Origin of the sequence: Bacillus sp. FJAT-49736 (assembly GCF_018343615.1) — a bacterium.
Taxonomy (GTDB): Bacteria; Bacillota; Bacilli; order Bacillales; family Bacillaceae_C; genus Margalitia.
This window is the reverse complement of record NZ_JAGYPI010000004.1, coordinates 255,450-277,186: the sequence shown is the minus strand read 5'-3', so window position 1 is coordinate 277,186 and position 21,737 is coordinate 255,450. Positions and strand designations below refer to the sequence as shown.

General features: G+C 37.9%; 23 protein-coding genes and 1 pseudogene. 1 reads left to right on the top strand and 23 read right to left on the bottom strand.

Annotated elements, in window-relative coordinates; all coding sequences use genetic code 11:
- Positions 1-40: 40 nt before the first annotated feature.
- The 11 genes from KHA87_RS19385 to KHA87_RS19335 all read right to left on the bottom strand — a co-directional run bounded on the left by KHA87_RS19385 (position 41) and on the right by KHA87_RS19335 (position 9,894).
- Entirely contained in the window at positions 41-445 is a 405-nt protein-coding gene (locus KHA87_RS19385) for a F0F1 ATP synthase subunit epsilon (RefSeq protein ID WP_213095834.1), read from the bottom strand.
- A 22-nt stretch (positions 446-467) separates the two neighbouring features.
- On the bottom strand, positions 468-1,889 hold the full coding sequence (atpD, locus tag KHA87_RS19380) for a F0F1 ATP synthase subunit beta (RefSeq protein ID WP_213095833.1): 1,422 nt from the start codon (positions 1,887-1,889) through the stop codon (positions 468-470).
- A 73-nt stretch (positions 1,890-1,962) separates the two neighbouring features.
- A complete protein-coding gene (atpG, locus tag KHA87_RS19375; protein WP_213095832.1) occupies positions 1,963-2,820 on the bottom strand; it encodes an ATP synthase F1 subunit gamma in 858 nt (285 codons plus the stop codon).
- A gap of 138 nt (positions 2,821-2,958) precedes the next feature.
- Positions 2,959-4,467 carry a F0F1 ATP synthase subunit alpha gene (atpA, locus tag KHA87_RS19370; RefSeq protein WP_213095831.1) on the bottom strand — a complete coding sequence of 503 codons (1,509 nt, stop codon included), beginning with the start codon at positions 4,465-4,467 and terminating at the stop codon, positions 2,959-2,961.
- Between the two features lie 19 nt (positions 4,468-4,486).
- Positions 4,487-5,017 carry a F0F1 ATP synthase subunit delta gene (locus tag KHA87_RS19365; RefSeq protein ID WP_213095830.1) on the bottom strand — a complete coding sequence of 177 codons (531 nt, stop codon included), beginning with the start codon at positions 5,015-5,017 and terminating at the stop codon, positions 4,487-4,489.
- On the bottom strand, positions 5,014-5,538 hold the full coding sequence (gene atpF / locus KHA87_RS19360) for a F0F1 ATP synthase subunit B (protein WP_213095829.1): 525 nt from the start codon (positions 5,536-5,538) through the stop codon (positions 5,014-5,016). Before atpF ends, KHA87_RS19365 begins: the two co-directional genes overlap by 4 nt.
- A 169-nt stretch (positions 5,539-5,707) precedes the next feature.
- On the bottom strand, positions 5,708-5,920 hold the full coding sequence (gene atpE / locus KHA87_RS19355; protein WP_055741871.1) for a F0F1 ATP synthase subunit C: 213 nt from the start codon (positions 5,918-5,920) through the stop codon (positions 5,708-5,710).
- A gap of 80 nt (positions 5,921-6,000) precedes the next feature.
- Complete coding sequence (gene atpB, locus KHA87_RS19350; protein ID WP_213095828.1) at positions 6,001-6,711, bottom strand: F0F1 ATP synthase subunit A; 711 nt, start codon at positions 6,709-6,711, stop codon at positions 6,001-6,003.
- Positions 6,712-6,722: 11 nt separating this feature from the next.
- Positions 6,723-7,109 (bottom strand): ATP synthase subunit I, encoded by a 387-nt coding sequence (locus KHA87_RS19345; protein WP_213095827.1) that lies wholly within the window; start codon positions 7,107-7,109, stop codon positions 6,723-6,725.
- A gap of 14 nt (positions 7,110-7,123) precedes the next feature.
- Positions 7,124-7,336, bottom strand: coding sequence for an AtpZ/AtpI family protein (locus KHA87_RS19340; protein WP_213095826.1), 213 nt, complete (start codon positions 7,334-7,336; stop codon positions 7,124-7,126).
- 323 nt (positions 7,337-7,659) lie between these two features.
- Positions 7,660-9,894 (bottom strand): S8 family serine peptidase, encoded by a 2,235-nt coding sequence (locus KHA87_RS19335; protein WP_213095825.1) that lies wholly within the window; start codon positions 9,892-9,894, stop codon positions 7,660-7,662.
- Positions 9,895-10,126: 232 nt separating this feature from the next.
- On the opposite strand from KHA87_RS19335, the gene KHA87_RS19330 reads away from it, so the two are divergent.
- A complete protein-coding gene (locus tag KHA87_RS19330; RefSeq protein ID WP_213095824.1) occupies positions 10,127-11,398 on the top strand; it encodes a GH25 family lysozyme in 1,272 nt (423 codons plus the stop codon).
- Between the two features lie 33 nt (positions 11,399-11,431).
- On the opposite strand, the gene wecB is transcribed toward KHA87_RS19330, so the two are convergent.
- From wecB to spoIIR, 12 genes and pseudogenes are all read right to left on the bottom strand, one after another.
- Positions 11,432-12,544 (bottom strand): non-hydrolyzing UDP-N-acetylglucosamine 2-epimerase, encoded by a 1,113-nt coding sequence (wecB, locus tag KHA87_RS19325; RefSeq protein ID WP_213095823.1) that lies wholly within the window; start codon positions 12,542-12,544, stop codon positions 11,432-11,434.
- 81 nt (positions 12,545-12,625) lie between these two features.
- Positions 12,626-13,255 carry a uracil phosphoribosyltransferase gene (gene upp / locus KHA87_RS19320; RefSeq protein ID WP_213095822.1) on the bottom strand — a complete coding sequence of 210 codons (630 nt, stop codon included), beginning with the start codon at positions 13,253-13,255 and terminating at the stop codon, positions 12,626-12,628.
- 151 nt (positions 13,256-13,406) lie between these two features.
- Complete coding sequence (glyA, locus tag KHA87_RS19315) at positions 13,407-14,648, bottom strand: serine hydroxymethyltransferase (RefSeq protein WP_213095821.1); 1,242 nt, start codon at positions 14,646-14,648, stop codon at positions 13,407-13,409.
- A gap of 287 nt (positions 14,649-14,935) precedes the next feature.
- On the bottom strand, positions 14,936-15,484 hold the full coding sequence (locus KHA87_RS19310; RefSeq protein WP_481748382.1) for a TIGR01440 family protein: 549 nt from the start codon (positions 15,482-15,484) through the stop codon (positions 14,936-14,938).
- 97 nt (positions 15,485-15,581) lie between these two features.
- On the bottom strand, positions 15,582-16,028 hold the full coding sequence (gene rpiB / locus KHA87_RS19305; protein WP_213095820.1) for a ribose 5-phosphate isomerase B: 447 nt from the start codon (positions 16,026-16,028) through the stop codon (positions 15,582-15,584).
- A gap of 125 nt (positions 16,029-16,153) precedes the next feature.
- Complete coding sequence (locus tag KHA87_RS19300; protein ID WP_481748386.1) at positions 16,154-17,080, bottom strand: methyl-accepting chemotaxis protein; 927 nt, start codon at positions 17,078-17,080, stop codon at positions 16,154-16,156.
- A 12-nt stretch (positions 17,081-17,092) separates the two neighbouring features.
- Positions 17,093-17,353 (bottom strand): annotated as a pseudogene (locus tag KHA87_RS22720) (HAMP domain-containing protein); the annotation flags it as partial.
- Between the two features lie 100 nt (positions 17,354-17,453).
- Positions 17,454-17,888, bottom strand: a complete 435-nt coding sequence (locus KHA87_RS19295) for a low molecular weight protein arginine phosphatase (protein WP_213095818.1) — start codon at positions 17,886-17,888, stop codon at positions 17,454-17,456.
- A gap of 343 nt (positions 17,889-18,231) precedes the next feature.
- Positions 18,232-18,783 carry a manganese efflux pump MntP gene (locus tag KHA87_RS19290; RefSeq protein ID WP_213095817.1) on the bottom strand — a complete coding sequence of 184 codons (552 nt, stop codon included), beginning with the start codon at positions 18,781-18,783 and terminating at the stop codon, positions 18,232-18,234.
- Between the two features lie 141 nt (positions 18,784-18,924).
- Entirely contained in the window at positions 18,925-19,977 is a 1,053-nt protein-coding gene (locus KHA87_RS19285) for an L-threonylcarbamoyladenylate synthase (protein WP_213095816.1), read from the bottom strand.
- A gap of 197 nt (positions 19,978-20,174) precedes the next feature.
- On the bottom strand, positions 20,175-20,618 hold the full coding sequence (locus tag KHA87_RS19280; protein ID WP_213095815.1) for a GNAT family N-acetyltransferase: 444 nt from the start codon (positions 20,616-20,618) through the stop codon (positions 20,175-20,177).
- Between the two features lie 300 nt (positions 20,619-20,918).
- Entirely contained in the window at positions 20,919-21,659 is a 741-nt protein-coding gene (spoIIR, locus tag KHA87_RS19275) for a stage II sporulation protein R (RefSeq protein WP_213095814.1), read from the bottom strand.
- Positions 21,660-21,737 lie beyond the last annotated feature (78 nt).

The window sequence follows — 21,737 nt, the reverse complement described above, 5'->3', positions numbered from 1 at the left end:
AAAAAACACCCTCTGTTAAAACAGAAGGTGTTCTTTATATTTAGAAGCGGTGTTCTGCAACATTTATTCTATTCATCGCACGTTTAAGAGCTAGTTCTGCACGAATAAGATCAATATCGTCTGTTTTAGCTTCTATTCTCTCTTCGGCACGAACTCTTGCTTGTTTAGCACGTTCGATATCAATGCTTTCTGATTTTTCAGCTGTTTGAGCTAAAATGGTTACTTGTTCAGGTCGCACTTCTAGAAAACCGCCACTTACTGCTACGAGCTCAGTGCCGCCGTCTTTTTTTAACCGAACAGCGCCAATTTGAAGTGGAGCTACGGTAGGAATGTGTCCAGGTAAAATACCTAGTTCACCGCTTTGCGCCTTTGTAATCACCATTTCCACATCTGAACTATACACTGGGCCGTCTGGAGTGACAATACTGACTTTCAATGTCTTCATCTTTGATCCTCCTGGTCCCTTATTATACCTCTACGCCCATCTCTTTAGCTTGTTTCAGTACATCCTCAATCGGACCTACAAGACGGAATGCATCTTCCGGTAGATGGTCATACTTACCTTCTAATACTTCCTTGAATCCTTTAACTGTTTCTTTTACTGGTACATATGAACCCTTTTGACCAGTAAACTGCTCAGCCACGTGGAAGTTTTGTGATAAGAAGAATTGAATACGACGTGCACGAGCAACGACTAATTTATCATCATCGCTAAGTTCGTCCATACCTAGAATGGCAATAATATCTTGTAATTCTCTGTAGCGTTGTAACGTTTGTTGTACTTTACGTGCTACATTGTAATGCTCTTCCCCAACAATCTCTGGAGATAGGGCACGAGATGTTGAAGCAAGTGGATCCACTGCTGGATAAATACCCATCTCAGAAAGTTTACGCTCTAGGTTTGTTGTTGCATCTAAGTGCGCAAATGTTGTTGCAGGGGCAGGGTCAGTATAGTCATCGGCTGGTACATAAATCGCTTGGATAGATGTAACTGAACCTACGTTTGTTGAAGTGATACGCTCTTGTAACTGACCCATTTCAGTAGCAAGTGTTGGTTGATAACCAACGGCTGATGGCATACGTCCAAGAAGGGCTGATACCTCAGAACCTGCTTGAGTGAAACGGAAAATATTATCGATAAAGAACAATACGTCCTGTCCTTGTTCATCACGGAAATATTCAGCCATAGTCAAACCTGTTAAGGCTACACGCATACGTGCACCTGGTGGCTCGTTCATTTGTCCGAATACCATGGCAGTTTTCTTAATAACGCCGGAATCTTTCATTTCATGGTAAAGGTCGTTTCCTTCACGAGTACGTTCTCCTACACCCGCGAATACAGATATACCACCATGCTCTTGTGCGATATTATTAATCAATTCTTGAATTAGTACTGTTTTACCAACACCGGCACCACCGAACAAGCCGATTTTACCACCTTTAATATAAGGGGCAAGCAAGTCAACAACCTTAATACCAGTTTCAAGAATCTCTACTTCTGTAGATAGTTGTTCAAAAGTTGGTGCAGTACGATGGATTGGATCACGGCGAATTCCTTCAGGAAGTTCTTCGTCTAAGTCAATCGCATCACCAAGTACATTAAATACACGACCTAATGTTACATCACCAACAGGAACTGAAATTGGCTCACCAAGATCAAGTGCATCCATACCACGTTGAACACCATCTGTAGAAGCCATTGCAATCGTACGTACAGAGTCATCACCTAAGTGAAGAGCAACTTCCAAAGTTAAATCAATGTCGACTTCAGTAGCTGATTGCGCTTTATATTGAACTTTTAACGCATTATATATATCAGGTAGTTGACCATTTTCAAACTTAACGTCAACAACTGGACCCATTACTTGTAGAACGTGTCCTTTGTTCATCCATTTTACCTCCTATCTTGCATTAAGGCGAATTAAAACCCACCTGTGTTTTTTCTTACTAAAATGGAATATTCTATTCTAAAGCAGCTGCACCACCGACAATTTCAGTAATTTCTTGCGTAATTGCTGCTTGTCGTGCACGGTTAAATTGTAGTGTATATGAATCAATAAGCTCTTTCGCGTTATCAGTTGCATTCTTCATTGCCGTCATACGCGCGGCATGTTCACTAGCCTTACCATCTAATAGAGCACCATAAATTAAACTTTCAGCATATTGTGGAAGAAGTACCTCTAAAATTTCTTCAGGAGATGGCTCAAATTCATAGGAAGTAAGCTTCTTGCCGGAAGCACCAATATCCGTTAAAGGAAGAAGCTTTTTCTCCGTAACATCTTGTTGGATTGCATTAACAAAATGATTGTAATACATATACAATTCATCAAATGTTTGGTCGGCAAACATTTGAACAGTTTTACTAGATATCTTCATAATGTCTGCAAATGATGGTTGATCCGGTAATCCTACGATATTTAACACAATATTTTCATCGCGTTTCTTGAAAAATTCGTAGCCAACTCTACCAATTGCAATTATCGCATACTCATCTTTTGATTTATGACGCTCTTTAATAGTATTAGACACTAAACGTAAAACACTACTGTTATATGCTCCAGCTAATCCTCTATCAGATGTAATAACTAAATATCCTGTTTTCTTAACAGATCTAGTTACTAACATTGGATGAGCAATATTACTTCCAAGCGCAACATTTGCTACAACATCTTGGATTTTTTCCATATATGGAACAAATGATTTCGCATTCATTTCTGCTCTGCTTAAGGCAGAAGCAGAAACCATTTGCATTGCCTTTGTAATTTGGCTGGTTTTTTTCGTTGAATTAATACGAGATTTTAAATCGCGTAAGGATGCCACTAAGTCTCACCACCCTCATTTTAAGTAAAGAGGTCCCATAAGTGTCTGACACCACTTGAGTCGAGCAAAAAATAAGATCCATTTTTTGCGTAGTGTGGTGTCAACTCCTACATTGGGACAATCCTAATTTTCTATTACTTACTCAGACTTAGCAAAAGTCTTTTTAAAGTCATTAATAGCAGAAGTCATATCTTCATCTTCAGCTAACTTACCTGTTGTTCTAATTTGTTCTAACAACGCAGCACGATTATGATCTAACCAAGAATAGAATTCTCCTTCAAAACGAACGATGTCTTGAACAGGAATATCATCAAGGAAGCCTTTTGTTAAGGCATAAAGTATCATAACTTGCTTTTCTACTTTAATTGGTTTATTTAAATCCTGCTTCAATACTTCTACTGTACGAGCACCACGTGCTAATTTCGCTTGTGTCGCTTTATCAAGATCGGAACCAAATTGAGCAAATGATTCAAGTTCACGGAAAGACGCAAGATCAAGACGAAGTGTTCCCGCAACTTTTCTCATTGCATTAATTTGGGCAGATCCCCCTACACGAGATACGGAAAGACCCGCATTGATCGCTGGGCGTACACCAGAGAAGAATAAGTCAGATTGTAAGAAAATTTGTCCATCTGTGATGGAAATTACGTTTGTTGGAATGTATGCGGAGATATCTCCTGCTTGAGTTTCAACAAATGGCAATGCCGTAATTGAACCTCCACCAAGTGCGTCGCTAAGCTTAGCTGCACGTTCCAATAAGCGTGAATGTAGATAGAATACATCCCCAGGGAATGCCTCACGACCTGGAGGACGACGTAATAATAGAGAAAGCTCACGATAAGCTGCAGCTTGTTTAGATAAATCATCATAAACAACTAATACATGCTTACCATTATACATAAATTCTTCTCCCATTGTTACACCTGCATATGGAGCAAGGTATAGTAATGGAGCTGGTTGCGCAGCAGACGCTGTTACTACGATTGTATAATCTAATGCACCATGCTTACGAAGAGTTTCAACTGCACCACGTACAGTAGATTCCTTTTGTCCAATCGCAACGTATATACAAATCATATTTTGATCTGCTTGGTTTAAGATTGTATCGATGGCAACGGTTGTTTTACCTGTTTGACGGTCCCCAATGATTAACTCACGCTGACCACGTCCGATAGGCACAAGAGCATCTATCGCTTTAATACCTGTTTGTAATGGCTCATGTACAGATTTACGGTCCATTACACCAGGAGCTTTACTTTCAATCGGTCTTGTTTTTGTAGTATTGATTGGTCCAAGACCATCCACCGGTTGTCCAAGTGGGTTTACTACACGTCCGATTAATTCCTCACCTACAGGAACCTCCATGATACGTCCAGTACGGCGAACCTCGTCACCTTCTTTAATATCGCGGAATGGTCCTAAAATTACGATACCGACATTGTTTTCTTCTAGGTTTTGGGCAAGACCCATAACACCGTTTGAAAACTCTAATAGCTCTCCAGCCATGGCATTATCGAGACCATGAGCACGAGCAATACCGTCCCCAACAGATATTACGGTACCAACATCGCTAACTTTCATTTCAGACTGATAATTTTCAATTTGTTTTCTTATCAGCGCGCTGATTTCTTCAGCCTTAATGCTCATGAATGTCACCCCTCATTTCTTAACTAATTAACTCACGTTTTAGACGGTTAAGTTTTCCTTGTAAGCTTCCGTCAAAGATACGATTGCCTATACGGACCTTAACACCGCCAAGTATATTTGAATCAATAATATTCTCAATATTTAACGACGTTTTTCCAACTTTTTTAGAAAATACAGATGAAATTGCTTCACTTTCACTTGCTGAAAGTGGGCGAGTCGAGTACACGACAGCTTCTGCAATTCCACGCTCATTATTTACTAATTCAATAAAGCTTTCTGCTACTGCTTCCATTTCCTCTTCACGATGAGTATCACAAAGCAGCATTAATGTATTTAACACATAAGTCGAAGCTTTGGAGAAAACTTCAGTTAAAATTTCTTTCTTTTTTTCAGAAGAAAGCTTTGGCAATTTTAAAAGATTTTTAAAATCCGCGTTGTCTGCAAGTGCTTTCTTTACTTCGCGAAGTTCTTTTTCATATTGCTCAAGTTGATTATTTTCTTTAGCCAATTGGAAAAGCGCCAATGCATAACGTTTTGCTACTGCACTCATCGGATTTCTCCTGCCTCTTGAATATAATCATTGATAAGCTTCTCTTGATCTTGTGCACTTAATTCTTTCTCAATTACCTTAGAAGCAATTAAAACAGATAAGGATGCAACTTGCTCTCTTAAGGCTGCGACAGCTTTTTCCTTTTGCTGTTCAATTTCCAATTTCGCAGCTTCTTTAATACGCTCAGACTCTTGACGGGCAATCGCAATGATTTCATCGCGTTGAATATCGCCTTGCTTCTTCGCATTTTCAATCAATGTTTGAGCTTCCTGACGAGCTTCTTTCAACATAGAACGTTGTTCTTCTACTAATTTATTTGCTTCGATACGACTCTTTTCAGCCGCTTCAATTTCATTCGAGATATGATCTTCACGTTGTTTCATAATGCCCATTAGCGGCTTCCAAGCAAAGATCTTAAGTAACACTAACAAAATAATAAACATGATTAGCTGGAATAAAATATCGCCGGTATTTAACTTCCCGTGTGCAGCTAATCCAAGTACAAAGCTACTTGTTGACACGTATGATTCACTCCTTCCAGAGTAGTAGTTCCCAATTCTGCTTTAATAGCAGAAAAACAATATATGATATCTTTTTACTTTAATTTGTAAAACCCTTATATTTTTACTCTACATAAAGGAATGGCGAAGGATTCTTCAAGTAATCTTCGCCATTTTAAAAATGTAAATACTATCTATTAACAACCATGAATCCGATAACAACCGCGATGATAGGAATCGCCTCAACTAACGCAATCCCGATGAACATAGTTGTTTGAAGCATTCCACGTGCTTCTGGTTGACGTGCAATCCCCTCTACTGTACGACCTACGATAAGACCGTTACCAATGCCGGCACCGATAGCCGCTAAACCGATAGCAACTGCTGCTGCAAGTACACCCAAACTCATTATAAAGTTCCTCCTTTAAATGTATAAAAAATTATTTGATTTAATATTATTTCCCTGTTATTCACAGGTATATATTAATGGTCATGGCTGACTTTGTGAGCCATATAAACCATTGTTAACATGGTGAAGATAAATGCTTGAATCGAACCTACGAAAATGGAAAAGCCTTGCCATGCAAGCGTAGGGATAATAGCTCCAATTGTTCCTCCCACAGTAGATGCAAGACCCGCCGATAGAAGACCCAATAGAATTTCACCCGCATAAATATTACCGTAAAGACGCAGACCTAATGTTAATGTATTTGCAAATTCTTCGATAATTTTTAACGGGAATAGAAACGGAATCGGTGAAAAGAATCCTTTAAGATAACCTGATATTCCATTTCGCTTGACACCATAATAATGTGTTAAACCTACGATCATAACAGCTAACGTTAAGGTTATAACCGGATCAGCTGTCGGTGATTTCCACCAAAGAGTACCGTCAATAACGATATTAAATGGAAGACCTAACATGTTAGAAACAAAGATATACATGATAAGTGTGATTCCTAAAATATGAAAGGATCCGCCTGTTTTCCAATCCATATTGCTTTTAATAATATTCTTAACAAAGTCCATTACCCATTCCATGAAGTTTTGCATTCCGGTGGGCTTCATAGCTAATTTCCGAGTGGAAGCAACAGCTATGAGAAAGACAATTAAAGAGGCGATTGTAATCATTAGGACGTTTGCTAGGTTAAAGGAAAGTCCCAAAAACTCTACCACAGGTGCTTTATGTTCCAACTGAACTCACCTCACTTTCCGCTTTTATGTGATTGAATAGTTAGGAAAATAAAATCTATCATAATGACGACATGAGAGGTCATTAATCCCAAAATAACACTAAAAACATTAAAAATATCCGGATAACGCAAAGCAATTAACACACTGATGACCGAGGTTCCCATTCTAACTAAAGTCCCTAAAGACTTAGCAGGGCGCTTTTCACTTACTACTGCATCGCTGAAACGTTTTGTTTTCCTCATGGTTAGCCAATGATTATACAGACTAACAGATGTTCCGAGAATCAAACCTAAAAATATGGAATGATAGGGGGTAAAGCCCCAGCCTAAAACGAGGAGGGATAACAGAAACAGCATAATCTTGCGATGCCTGTTAAATAATTGTTGGAGTTCCGGCATGTCTTTCTAATCTCCTAAAAGAAATGTCGGACTGTGTGAAGCATGGCCCATATTCCAGTTGCAAGGCCAAGGAGTAGTCCGATTATTAAAAATAGCGGCTCTGTATGAAAATAACCATCCAACCACTTACCTCCAAAAATACCAACTAATATAGAACCTACTAATTGTGAAAGTATTGTGGCATATATGGTCATAGCATGGTAAGGATTTTTATCCTTTTTACCCATCATTACATCTCCACTCATCAAGAATATTTCAAAAAATATTCTCATCTGCAAACGATAGAAACATAAATTCTACACCTTCGAAATCATGTGAAAACCCTATCATTTTACACCCTCAATTAGCATACAATAGGGCTTTCTCAATGTCAACGTGTTTCTGTGAAAAACGGAGCAGTCTGCATATACAGAAATAGAATTGTCACAAAATCATCAAATTTTGAAAAATAGTATGACATTTTTAATAGAAATCTTTTACTCTCAATCCATTTTAGGAGAAAATTTCATATTAATCTATGCTATATTTTTACCAATACATATACTCTTAATTAGTTGTTTTCTAAATTTTTTAATGGCATAGATAGCTGTTCATAATCCTCTTCTCCCTCGTTTTTTGCAAACGCAACAGCTGTCACTCTTTTTATATATTTTTTTTGCGGCAGCATTAATTGATTATTCACCAACCCAGCTCCTACATTTTTTTTAACATCCAAGAAATCTATAAAAGATAATGTATCTGAGTCAAAAAGCGCTATTCCAAATTCCTCCGCCCCCAATGGTAAATATGCTTCATATCTAATGCTGCCTTTTTTATCACCCGGAACGATGGAAAACCCCATAATACGCGGGTAACTCGGTTCCTTTACCGCAAATAAATAAGGAATCCCAATCCTCTGTGTTCCAGCTTCTAAAAATATTCTCCCGTCAATCCATTCCTTTTTGCCGTTAAACGGACGTGTTAAAACAGCCCTTATTGGCAAGCGCTTCTCCTCTTGCGGATTAAGAGAAAATGACGGAGGCAATTCCCATCTTACATTCGGATCATATCCTTTATAAATGAACCGATAATCTTGCGCTGAATCGGATGTGTTTTTTACTTTAATATATTTTGTGCCATAATTTCTGTCTTCGCTCAGAATCCCAAATGAAAGACTACCCGGTATTACTAGTGATTTTGTTTTAACAGCCTCTTCCATTTGAATCCTGCCTGCTCCTTGTTCAAATACTTTATATGATTTATCACTCTGGTCTTTAAGATGCATTGCCGTATTCATTAAGGCGGATTTTATTTCTTCAGGGTTCCAGGTTGGATGTGCTTGTTTGATAAGAGCAACTGCACCTGTTACAAATGGTGCCGCCATGCTTGTACCCTGGAGCACTGTATAGCCTCCACGTGGAATAGTGCTTTCTATTGCGACTCCGGGTGCAGTTACATCAGGCTTTACAGACCAGTTCACAGTTACCGGTCCACGGGAGCTGAAATCCGCCAATAAATCACTTTCCCTTTTATAGATAGCCGATGCCATTAGCGGTTTCTTCCTCGCTTTCAAGCCAATCACCTCACCTACTTGCTTAGATATCGAAACTGCTGGAATAGGGCATTTTTTATCTATAATTCCCGCAAACTCTCCATCTGTATTATTATAAATTATTACTCCTACTGCCCCTGCTTCTGCTGCATTCATCACCTTATCTGTAAAGGTAATACCTCCTCTTTTAACCAATACAATTTTCCCTGCTGCATTCGTGATTTCACCTTTTTTGCCAACTCCTCCATCAACTACTTGGTATGTTCGATCCAAGCTCCATTTCTTGCTCCCCTGTAAAGGAGTGAGAGGTATATTTTCTTTCACATGCCATACGGACAAAAACGGAGTTATTAATACTGGTGTAGATGCTCCAACTGAAATCGCACTGGCAGAAGTACCCGGTGAACCAACCGTCCACATATTCGGCCCGGCATTCCCGTTAGAGGTAACTGCTATAACTCCTTTTGCAACCGCTTTATCCAATGCCTGACTTACCGGTAAATCAGGTCCGTTAATATTAGTTCCTAAGGAGAGATTAATGATATCCATTCTATCTTTTATACTTTGATCAATTGCAGCTAAAACTTGATCTGTAGTCCCTTTCCCTCCCGGCCCCAATACACGATATCCATATAATTCAGCCTCAGGTGCAACTCCTCGCTTCTTTCCATTTGCCGCAATGATACCAGCCACATGAGTTCCATGTATTGTCATTCCTTTATCCCCCATCGCCTCCATAGGATTACGGTCACCATCAACAAAATCGAAGCCGCCTTTATAAACTGAAGACAAATCGGGGTGATTGTAATCTATACCTGTATCAATAACTCCAATCTTTATACCTCTCCCTGTTAACCGATTCCCATTTTGATCAAAAATTCCCCTTACTTTTTTGGCTCCTATTAAAGTATTGTTATCTGTTTTTACAAAATCCGCTGTATAGACATTAGATTCAAAAGTGGTGACAACCTTTTTAAAGCCATTCGCAAATTGCTCTAATTCTGCCTTCTTTCCTTCGAGGGAAAAACCCGTAAATGCTTCCGAAAACAGATATCTGATTTTTAATGTTTGATAGCTCGAGATTAATTCATTAATCTCTTGTTCATTTGGGGGATCAGTTGTAGAAAAAATCATTATTGTATACTCAGAAGATGTCTTTGGTAAAGGGGGGATATGCCATGTTTGTGCTTGAATGGAGTGAAATGAAATGGTTAACAAATATGCTGTTAAGATGAATAATACTATTTTTTTCATGCAATCTTTCCTTTTTCAATTAGCATTTCACGCAAAGAGAGGATTATACAAAAACAAGATGCTTCCCATAAAAATAGGCATTTTGATCAGTTTAGAATAAGCTCCTGAACGGTTATAGGAAAGTAATAACTCGATAATTAACACATTATTTTTTGTTCATTTAACTTCGTCGGACTATAGTTATGTAAATTATGCAGCTCAAAATATTTACATGAAAGGCGGTGCAAATATATTGGCAAAATGGATTAGTTCACTTATCCTTTCGATAACTTTAATTTTTGCTTTCGGGATAAGTTCATTCGCAGATGAACCAGATGTTGATTTTATTGATGTATCCCATCATAACCGCGAATTAGGATTACCACTCGGATTCTATCAAACGATTAAGATGGGTGGAGTGAAGGGAGTTGTTGTGAAGGTTTCAGAAGGTGAGTATTTTGTAGACCCCGCTGCAAGTGTGAATATTGCCAATGCGAAACAAGCAGGATTAATCGTAAACGCGTATCATTTCGCACGTTTCACTAGTAATGAAAATGCAAAATTAGAGGCACAATGGTTCGTAAAGAAGCTACAACTTGTCGGATTCGACAAAATGAAAGACGGATATGTTGTGGTCGATGTAGAAGCCGTAGATCTCTCCAACAGCGCTAGCAGATTAACACAATATACAAATTCTTTTATCTCCGAAATGAAAAGACTTGGATATACACGCATCGATCTGTATACTGGTTCATACTTTTATAATCACAACTTAATTCCGAAAAATTTAACTGTTGATAGGCCATGGCTTGCTTCCTATCCTGCGATCCCCCAAAAAGGAAAACCAACAGCAGCTTTTTCGAATGGAAAAGGCGCATGGCAATGGGCAGATGATTATCGTTTTATCGGTATGAACAGCTACGGGGATTTCGATGTTTCTGAGGATTATGCAGGAAAATATAGTACAAAAACGAAGCCTACCCAAAAGGTTATCCAACATGTAGGCACCATTAAGCCTATTTCTCTAGTAAACTACTTAAAATCTAAAAAGATGGATTCCTCCTTTAATGCCCGAAAAAAACTAGCCATTAAATACGGTATCGTCGATTATAACGGTACAGCAGCTCAAAATCTTGCCCTGCTCGCCAAACTGAAATCAGGTATTAAACCTTCTAAAATTAATATTAATAATAGCAAGCTCACGACTAAACACTCCGTCCAAACTAAATATACAATAAAAAAAGGGGACACATTAAGCGGAGTAGCCAAAAGGTTCCATACAACTGTCTCCACATTGAAGTCTGTTAACAAAATTAAGAATGTTAATTTCATACGCTCAGGTCAAAAGATAATTATTCCAAGTAAAAGTACAGCTGCTAAAAAAACCAAGTATCACAAAATTGTTAAAGGTGATACATTATGGGATATTGCAAAGACAAATAAAACAACTGTAAAAAAACTAAAATCCTTAAATAACCTAAAATCAGATGTCATCTATCCAGGACAGAAAATTAGAATAAGATAATTTCAAAAAAATAGGGTACCACAATTTGGTACCCTATTTGAAATAGTTTCTAATTATATCCACAATCCGACGAGAGGCCTGTCCATCACCATACGGATTGGATGCTTTAGCCATTTTATCATGCTCTTCTGTTTTAGTAAGCAATTCTGTCGCTAATTGATATATGGTTTCCTCCTCAATACCCGCAAGCTTTAGTGTACCAGCTTCGATTCCTTCCGGACGTTCTGTCGTGTCACGTAGAACTAAAACTGGAACACCTAAAGATGGTGCTTCTTCCTGCACCCCACCGGAATCCGTTAATATCAAATAGGCACGATTTGCAAAATTATGAAAATCTATTACGTCTAGTGGTTCAATTAAATGAATCCGCGGATTATTACCTAAGATTTCAGCAGCTATTTCCCGGACAGCCGGATTAAGGTGTACGGGATAAACCACTTGAACATCTGGCTGTTCCTGAACAATTCTTTTAATAGCACGGAACATATTCCTCATCGGCTCTCCTAGATTCTCACGGCGATGGGCAGTAAGCAGAATAAGACGGTCATCCCCCACCTTTTCCAGAATTTCATGAGTATAATCCGCTTTTACAGTTGTTTTCAATGCATCAATTGCTGTATTGCCTGTTACATATATGCTTTCTTTCCTTTTATTTTCCAAAAGTAGGTTCTGCGCGGACATTTCCGTTGGCGCAAATTGAAGATCCGCAAGAATTCCTGTTAGTTGCCTGTTCATCTCTTCCGGATATGGGGAATATTTATTCCATGTACGAAGTCCAGCTTCAACATGTCCCACAACAATTTTATTATAGTATGCCGCCAAACTTGCAACAAACGTAGTAGTGGTGTCCCCGTGTACTAGTACGATGTCCGGTTCTACTTCCCTCATCACTTTGTCCAAACCTTCTAAGGCTCGAGTAGTAATATCAATTAGTGATTGACGGTCCTTCATAATATTGAGGTCATAATCAGGCGTGATTCGAAAAATCGATAGCACCTGATCTAGCATTTCCCGATGCTGAGCTGTTACCGTTACTATGGATTTAAATTCTTCCGGATATTTTTGCAATTCCAGAACTAACGGAGCCATTTTGATCGCTTCCGGCCTTGTACCAAATATTGTCATTACCTTAATTTGTTTACTCATAAAATAAGATCTCCCTATAAAAGGTTCCTTTTTCCTATTTTTCTCTGTTTACCGAAATGGCATCTTGCATTATTTCTGCCATTATTTTGTTCCAAATAGACGATCACCTGCATCACCTAAGCCAGGGACAATATAGCCATGATCATTTAATTTTTCATCCAAGCCCGCAATATAAATATCTACATCCTGGTGAGCATCTTGAATTGCTTTCACTCCTTCAGGAGCAGCTATTAAACACATAAATTTAATACTTTTGGCACCGCGTTTTTTCAAGGAATTTATTGCCTCGACTGCAGAACCGCCTGTAGCCAGCATCGGGTCTACCAGAATAAAATCACGTTCTTCCACATCATTAGGCAGCTTCACATAATATTCAACTGGCTTTAACGTTTCCGGATCACGGTAAAGTCCTACATGTCCAACTTTTGCAGCAGGGATAAGCTTCAGAACTCCATCAACCATTCCAAGTCCTGCTCGCAAAATCGGAACAATCCCTATTTTTTTACCAGAAAGGGTTTTTGCCTTCGCTTTACATACCGGTGTCTCAATTTCAATTTCCTCAAGAGGCATATCTCTCGTAATTTCGAATGCCATAAGGGTAGCAACTTCGTCTACTAGCTCGCGGAATTCTTTCGTTCCAGTATTTTTGTCACGAATGATAGTCAGTTTGTGTTGAATAAGAGGGTGGTCAATAACATACACATTACTCATGATTGATTCTCCTTTTTATGTATTACCATTGCAATCTTTACAGTATTATTCTTTAATACAATTGGTCGTTTAAACATTTCATTTTATTTTACACGAAAAAGGAGTTAGACCTCAAGGTTTGACCTAATGATCTAACTCCAAAATGATTATATTATTTATTTGGATATAGAGAAAACTTACTTGTAAGCTCAGCAACACGAACGCGTGCTTGTTCCAATTTTTCCTCATTATCATGATTTTTTAATGTAAATGCGATAAGCGACGCGATTTCATCCATTTCTTCAAATCCAAATCCTCTTGAAGTAACAGCCGCTGTTCCGATACGTATTCCACTTGTTACAAATGGACTTTCTGTATCAAATGGAATGGTGTTTTTGTTAACGGTTACCCCAATCTCATCTAATACCTTTTCCGCAACTTTACCTGTAATATTTAAAGAACGAACATCCACCAATAGAAGGTGATTATCTGTTCCACCTGATACAAGATTCAGGCCTTCACTCTTTAAAGATTCTGCTAATCGTTTTGCATTATCTACCACTTTCCCTGCATACTCTTTAAAGCTGTCTTGAAGTGCTTCACCAAATGCAACTGCTTTTGCAGCAATGACATGCATCAATGGCCCGCCTTGGATTCCTGGGAAGATGGATTTATCAATTTTTTTGGCATATTCTTCTTTACACAAAATCATTCCACCGCGAGGACCGCGTAATGTTTTATGAGTTGTGGTTGTAACAAAGTCAGCATAAGGTACTGGGCTTGGGTGAATTCCTGCTGCAACAAGTCCTGCAATATGCGCCATGTCGACCATTAGATATGCTCCAACTTCATCGGCAATTTCACGGAATTTCTTAAAATCTATTTCACGAGGATAAGCACTTGCACCCGCAACAATTAATTTTGGCTTGTGAGTACGTGCTTTTTCCAAAACATCATCATAGTTAATATAATGAGTTTGTTCGTCTACTCCGTATTCAACAAAGTTATATTGAATACCACTAAAGTTTACAGGACTTCCATGTGTTAGATGGCCACCATGTGACAAATTCATTCCTAGAACGGTATCTCCTTGTTCCAGTACGGTAAAATAAACTGCCATATTTGCTTGTGCACCGGAATGAGGCTGCACATTGACATGCTCTGCACCGAAAATTTGCTTCGCGCGATCACGAGCAAGATCTTCCACTACATCTACATATTCACAGCCGCCGTAATAACGACGTCCAGGATAGCCTTCAGCATATTTATTTGTTAAAACCGATCCTTGCGCTTCCATAACAGCTTCACTTACAAAGTTTTCAGAAGCTATTAATTCAATTTTTGACCGTTGACGACCAAGCTCGTCAGAAATAGCTTGATAAACTTCTTTATCCTGCTGGGCAATGTTACTCATGTTAATCCCCCTTGTGCAAATATCAGTATGAAATCCTTTTCTATTCTATCATAATCTTTTGAAAGATGGGGATGATTTTGGAATCTTTCAAATTTCAGTAAATATCGCTCTCTTGACAATGGGCATCTTGACTAGAAAAAATGGAGAAAAAAACCATTTTCTCGAAATTACTGAATTTATTCACTAGATTATCCAGTTAATTTACAAAATATGTATTTAGGTAGATCCATTCATCCTTTTACATAAAAAAAGGAAATTCTGCATATTTGCAAAACCTCCTATTTTGATTATTCATATATTGCTCGAGCACCGCCAATTAGTTTTGGTCTCGTTTTAGCTAGTGTTACATGTGCAGATCCAAGCTGATGAATCGTAGCTCTAACAGGAACCGCAACATGCTTCAGATGCATTCCTATAAAGGTGTCTCCTATATCGATTCCTATATCCGCCTGTATGAATTCAACTACCACAGGGTCTTCTAGATGTTGATATGCATATGTAGCCATTGCTCCACCTGCTTTTCGAACTGGTATGACAGCTACCTCTTCCCAACCCTTATTCTCCGCTACTTGTCTATCTACAATAAGTGCACGATTTAAATGCTCACAGCATTGAAAAGCAAGATGAATCCTATATTTATTTGCGAAGGAATAGAGATTATCATAAATCAAAGAGGCAACCTCCATAGTTCCAGAAGTACCTATTCTTTCTCCAATTACTTCAGATGTAGAGCAGCCGATTACCATAACTTGACCGTTTTTAAAAGTAACTTGTGAGGAAAAATCATTCAAGATTGTTAGTAACTGCTGCTCCATTTTGTCTAAGTCAATTGCCAAAATGGGAAACCTCCCTTATCCTGATGTAAAAAAAGTGGATCTCACTATTTAGCGCAAAAACCATAGGCTATCAGAAGAAAAGTTGATTCCGCCTACCTTACAGATGTTTTTCTTCATAATTAGTTAATTTTTCAATACGGCGTGAATGACGGCCGCCTTCAAATTCTGTTGTTAGCCACACCTTCGCAATCTCTCTTGCAAGGCCAGGGCCAATTACCCTTTCTCCCATTGCCAGCATATTGCTGTCATTATGCTGACGAGTAGCCTTTGCACTAAAGACATCATGCACCAATGCACAACGAATACCCTTCACTTTATTTGCGGAAATGCTCATGCCAATTCCGGTGCCACATATTAAAATACCTCTATCAAACTCTCCATTTGCAACTTTTTCTGCTACAGGCAAAGCATAATCTGGATAATCCACCGATTCTTCGCAATTACACCCAAAGTCTTCATATTCTAATCCCATTTCTTCTAATAAACCTTTAATTTCCTCTCGAATATGGATACCACCATGATCTGATGCTAAAGCTACTTTCATATCATTACCCCCCGTTTCTTTTTTCTTCCTTAATTTTTACATAAACAAACGAAAATATAAATAATAAAGTATCTGGCTCGTAGGTTAAAAATACAAAAGCCAAGACTTAAGTCTTGGCTTTTAATTTATAATCGGAAGCGTGCGATGGTTCCTTTCAATTTTTCCGCATGTTCCTTTAAATCAAGTACTAATTGGTCGATTGTTTCCATTACGTTAGCCTGTTCTTTCGTTGCTTCTGTTACTTCCTCTGCACCAGCGGATGTTTCCTCCGCAATTGCTGCTACCTCTTGTGATTGATGAGAGGTAAGCTGAATACTTTCCATTTGGCGATCTACCAAGCCGGAAATGCCCTTTACTTTATCCGCTACCTCATGAATTATCTCCGTCATCTTTTCTATAACTTGATTTGTCTTTGTTCCTTTTGCAGCTTCTTGATTTGCAGACTCCACTTGACTGGAAATATGTTTTACTACACTTTCAACCTCTTGCTGGATTCGGTGAATTAATTCCGTTATCCCCTGTACCGCTGTTGCACTCTCATCCGCCAATTTGCGAACCTCTTCAGCAACTACCGCAAACCCTTTACCGTGCTCCCCTGCACGTGCAGCTTCAATCGAAGCATTTAGCGCTAGAAGGTTTGTTTGAGCAGCAATATCTCCAACAAGTAAAATGATTTGTTCTACTTCCTTAGCATTGTCCTCTAATCTCATAACTGCTTGTAAAGATTCATGGTTTTCTTTTGCGAGTCGTTCAATTCCGTTTACTAGTGAAAATACTACTTCTTGACTTTCTTTGAGTTCTTCAAGCATTTCAGTTGATACTTTTTCTGATGATCTTGCATCTTCTTGAACTTGTCCGGCAATTTGAATCATGTCTTCTACCGATTCTGCGGTAGATTGTATAGCAACCGCTGAGCTTTCCGCACCCGAAGCAATTTCACTAATAGTGCGAGCAATTCCTTCAGCTTGTGTATTAGCACTTGAAGCTTTTTCAGATATTGCGATAACATTTTCATTTGTTTGATGAAAATTATCCTCGATACTATGTACCATTTCCCTTAAATTTGTGAGCATAGCATTAAACGCAACTCCCAAAGAACGAATTTCATCATCTGTTTTCGGGAGGATAACATCTGTATGAATATCACCCTGACTAGCGTTTATTGCTGCTTTTTCTAAACGCTGCAATGGCCTAGTAATAAATCCCGCCACTAGAAATGCTAATATACCCGTCCAAATAATACCTAATAATAATGTAATAATCGTAAATAGTGATTCATTCACTTTGGCGGCAAAATGACTGTATACAAAATCAAGACAAAACATACTGGTTGAGTAAGTAATAATGGCTAGAATAGTAACAAATAAGACGAGCTTTTTTCGTAAACTGAATTTATATCTCTTTTTTTCCATTGAAATACCTCTTTCATATTTTTTTCAACATTTCCTTAATAAGCTCTTCCAACTCTTTATACGTTTCTCTGTATACATCAACATTCCCGCCATATGGATCACTAACATCCGTATCAATCTTAGAATTATAAACAAATTCCTTTAAAGTAAAGGTTTTGTCTGCTATAAATGGGTGTTGATCTACAATTAACTCTTTATGTCCTTCAGTCATGGTAAATATATAATCGGCCCAAATAATATCCTCTTGGGTCAGCATTTTGGAGGTATGCTGGTGATGAATATTATTTTCCTGAAGTACCTTTAACGCATTTTCTGCTGCATTACTGCCATTTGAAGCAAAAATCCCTGCCGATCTAACCTTTATATCGTCCAATTTTTTATTTTTTAAAATGGCTTCTGCCATCGGACTTCTACAAGTATTACCCGTACAAATAAATAAAATGTTCAAATTGTTAATCCCTCCAATATTTTGAAGATATTGTTGTATTTCTATTATAGTGGAGAAGTCCTAGTTTCCATAGCCAATATCCCGGAAAAATTTAAAAGATTTTGTGAAAATAGATAAATGTAAAAAAACACACCGAAGTGTGTTCAAGGTTAGGATGTCTTCCTAAATATTGTTTAAAAGCCAAAAATCAATTTTAACCTGTTGCTATTCGGACATCGATATTAATTCTAATGTGCATTTGGTTTCGGTACATCTTTTCTTAAATGGTTTTTTATTCTCAAGGCAATTTAAGAGTGTCTATAAGGTTTTCATCTTTAAAAGCAGTATAGTTTAAGAAAAGGATCTATGGTAAAAGTAGCTTAATTCCAAATGCAAAGAGGATACTTCCCCCTAATACTTCACTATATGTACCAAGAAGACCTTGAACTTTGCGCCCGATGATGAGGCCAGCCCAAGTAAGGATGGTGGCAGCGATTCCAAAACAGATAAGCACTGCAGCCGTACGTGCCCCAAATATTCCAAGTGATAAACCGACGGAAAAACTGTCCAAACTTACGCTGAATGCAAAAAGCAACAGCCCCCAGCCTTCCGGTTTTATCAAATTTCTTTCCTCTTTTTGAAAGCTGGAAATAATCATTTGCAAGCCTAACACAATTATTAAAATGCCACCGATATATTTTGTGATTGTTCCGAATGTATCGGATAAAAAATGTCCGGCAAGCATCCCAATTAGAGGCATCCAGACATGAAAAAAGCCGATTGTAATTCCTATAAAAAATATTTGTCTGTAGCGGAGCTGAAACATTCCCATTCCAACTCCGACTGAAAATGCATCCATTCCTAGTGCAAAGGCCATCAACATTAATGTGAATAATTCTGCGATGACTCCCATCATTATCTTTCCCCCTTCGGACATGCCTAAGTAATACTTATGCATACCAAAGGTGGTTTAGAAGCGAATGGGACAAATTCTGTGTAAAATTCGATCAAAATGGCGATTTCTTATATTTTGTTGCTTTTACAGACAAGATCAGCACTATTTATTTTCATAAATCCACTTATGTCCAGCTGCCTTTTCCAATCTATTCATAATAGCAAATCCCACTCCAGAAGGTGGGAAAATCTCAGAATAAATGATATCAACATTTTTGCTATTAAAGGCACGTAATGTATCATATAACTTATTTGCTACCGTCAACAAATCATTACGGCTCCCACAAGCAAGTACAAAATCAGCATTATAAAGCTTTTCGGTTTCCTCCGTTGCGATGACGCCAACTGTCATCCCCTCATTTTGTTTCTGGTTAATTAATTGTTGAATAAATGCTTGTGTACCGTCCACTAAATAGACTGGTGCATTTGGTGCATAATGGGTATATTTCATTCCAGGCGCTTTCGGTTTCGATGTAACATTTTCATGAAGAGCTGGATCCAACTTTAAATTTCCAATTATCTCTTCCATTGCTTCCTTTGTAACTCCACCTGGTCGCAGAATAACAGGGACTTCCTCCGTACAATCAACAACCGTAGATTCAACCCCTATTCCTGTTTCGCCACCATCTAGTACACCCGCTATACTACCATCAAGATCCTCTAAAACATGTCTTGCAGTTGTAGGGCTTGGTTTACCAGATTGATTTGCACTTGGAGCAGCAATTGGCAATCCCGCACACTTTATTAAAGATATCGCAAGGGGGTGGTCAGGCATTCTAATGCCAACGGTATCTAATCCAGCTGTCACCTTCTGAGAAAGTACATTTGGACGTGCTTTAAAAATGATGGTTAAAGGACCTGGCCAAAAGTTTTCCATTAGTTTTCTTGCGTTTTCCGGGACGTCCAATACCAGTTGATCTAATTGGGAAAATTCCGCTATATGAACAATTAGAGGATTATCGCTCGGTCGTCCTTTTGCTTCATAAACTTTTGAGATTGCAGCATCAGAGGTAGCATTTGCCCCTAAGCCATACACGGTTTCAGTCGGAAAAGCAATAACCTCATCATGCTTTAAAAAAGAGGCAGCATCCACAATCTGTGGATTATTTTCTAAATTACCCACATTATTATCCACATTCCATTTTATTGTTTTCATTTATTTTCACCTTTTCTATTTATAACACATTGAGTTCATTTTAGAATAAAAAGTAGATATTTGTCGAATTGTCTAAACCGTTATTGTAAAAATTATACTGAACCCAATAACAATGAACAAGTATTATCCACATTATGTGAATAAAATCAATATAACAGTGGATAACTATTGTGGATAATGTGTATAACTTTCTATGTTTATATCGCTCTTTTCATATAAAAGACATCATTTAATATCCCAACATGCTTCACATGTGAAGAATTCTCCAGCTCTTTCGGAATAGAATCACCAGAAATTTGCTCAAAGCCCATTAACTCAAGCAATGGAATAAACACTTCCTTATTTGTTATTAGCATAAGTGTGGACAGCTTTTTACTTTTAGCTAAGTTATACACATGTTGAAAAAGCATCATCAGCTCCTCCTCTTTAACAGAAGCATGGACAACTAGAGAACGGAGGATCCCAATACTTTGGAGGGGTTCAAACCCTAAAACAGAGGATATGTTTCCTTGGGTATCTTCACCTATAACAAAAAAATCTATTAGCTCCTCTATACCTTCATTACTTACCCTTGCATCAGCTAAAAAGTTCATTACTTCTTTTACATCAGACGGTTTCGCATTTCGAATAATTCCTGCCACTTCCTCCATCCTCTCTTAATCTTGTAATGGAATCTAGTAAACTCCTATATTTGAACCATATGTTTAGAAGAAAAAAATAGAACCCTTAGGGACATTAATTTGTTCACAAAGAGTCATTTATTAAACTTTATTGCTTACTTATACGAAAATCTCCATAAGGACCTAACCTTTAGTTATGAATGAATAACTTTTTTAAGTAAAGATGTCCCGCGCTAAGACTACATGGCGATTTTTAACAATATACGAATTACAACATCTGCTCAAAAATAGAGAAGTCTTGTATAAAGACTTCCCCACTTTTTAAAATAGTTTTTTAAACAGTTCTACTATGAAAAATTTAACTTGCACTTCATCATCTTTATCTGCTGCATAAACCGGACTTTCCGAATCTTTTTCTTCTGCCCTATTATTGTTTTCCGATGTGGAAGAACCTTTTTTATTGGTATCCTCTATTTCCTGCTTCGTTTCTTTCTCTTTTTTATTTTTCGCCTCGGAGTTCACCTTTTTATGCTTCTCCTCATCAATACCTGGACTAACTGCAACCCCATTGGAAAAATCCAAGAAACAAAGCGGTGGATATAGAACACACCACCAATTAGCTCCTTCCCCTTTGCCAAGAGTAATTAAGATAGCCTCATATTCTCCAGCAGGATATAAGTATTGGCCATATAATTTAGTTGGAAACTGTACATGGCTAAACTCTACTTTTACAGTTTGATTGCTATTTTCCTCTGTCACTACTTTTAAGGCAATTTGCTTTATATCGGATAAATGAGATTTAATTACTTTCCGGGCTTTATTAATAGAATCAATATTCTGCACCCAGTTTGTTATATTTTTATTAACCTCATCTCTTACCTTTCTTTTTAATGCTTGGTCTCCTGGTGTATCGCTATTAGCCAAAATCCGCAGCCGAATTGCTTCCTTAGGAATAACAATTGTATCCTTCGCAGCTGCTTCTTGTTTTGGTATATATAAACTTAAAATTGTACTTAATGATAAAACGATGATATAAATCCATGCCAATGATTTATTGTTCATTATCCCACACCATCCTTCTTAGAAACAGTGTGGACAATATTTTGAAATCTTAAACTAGTAAACTTAAAAATATTTTGT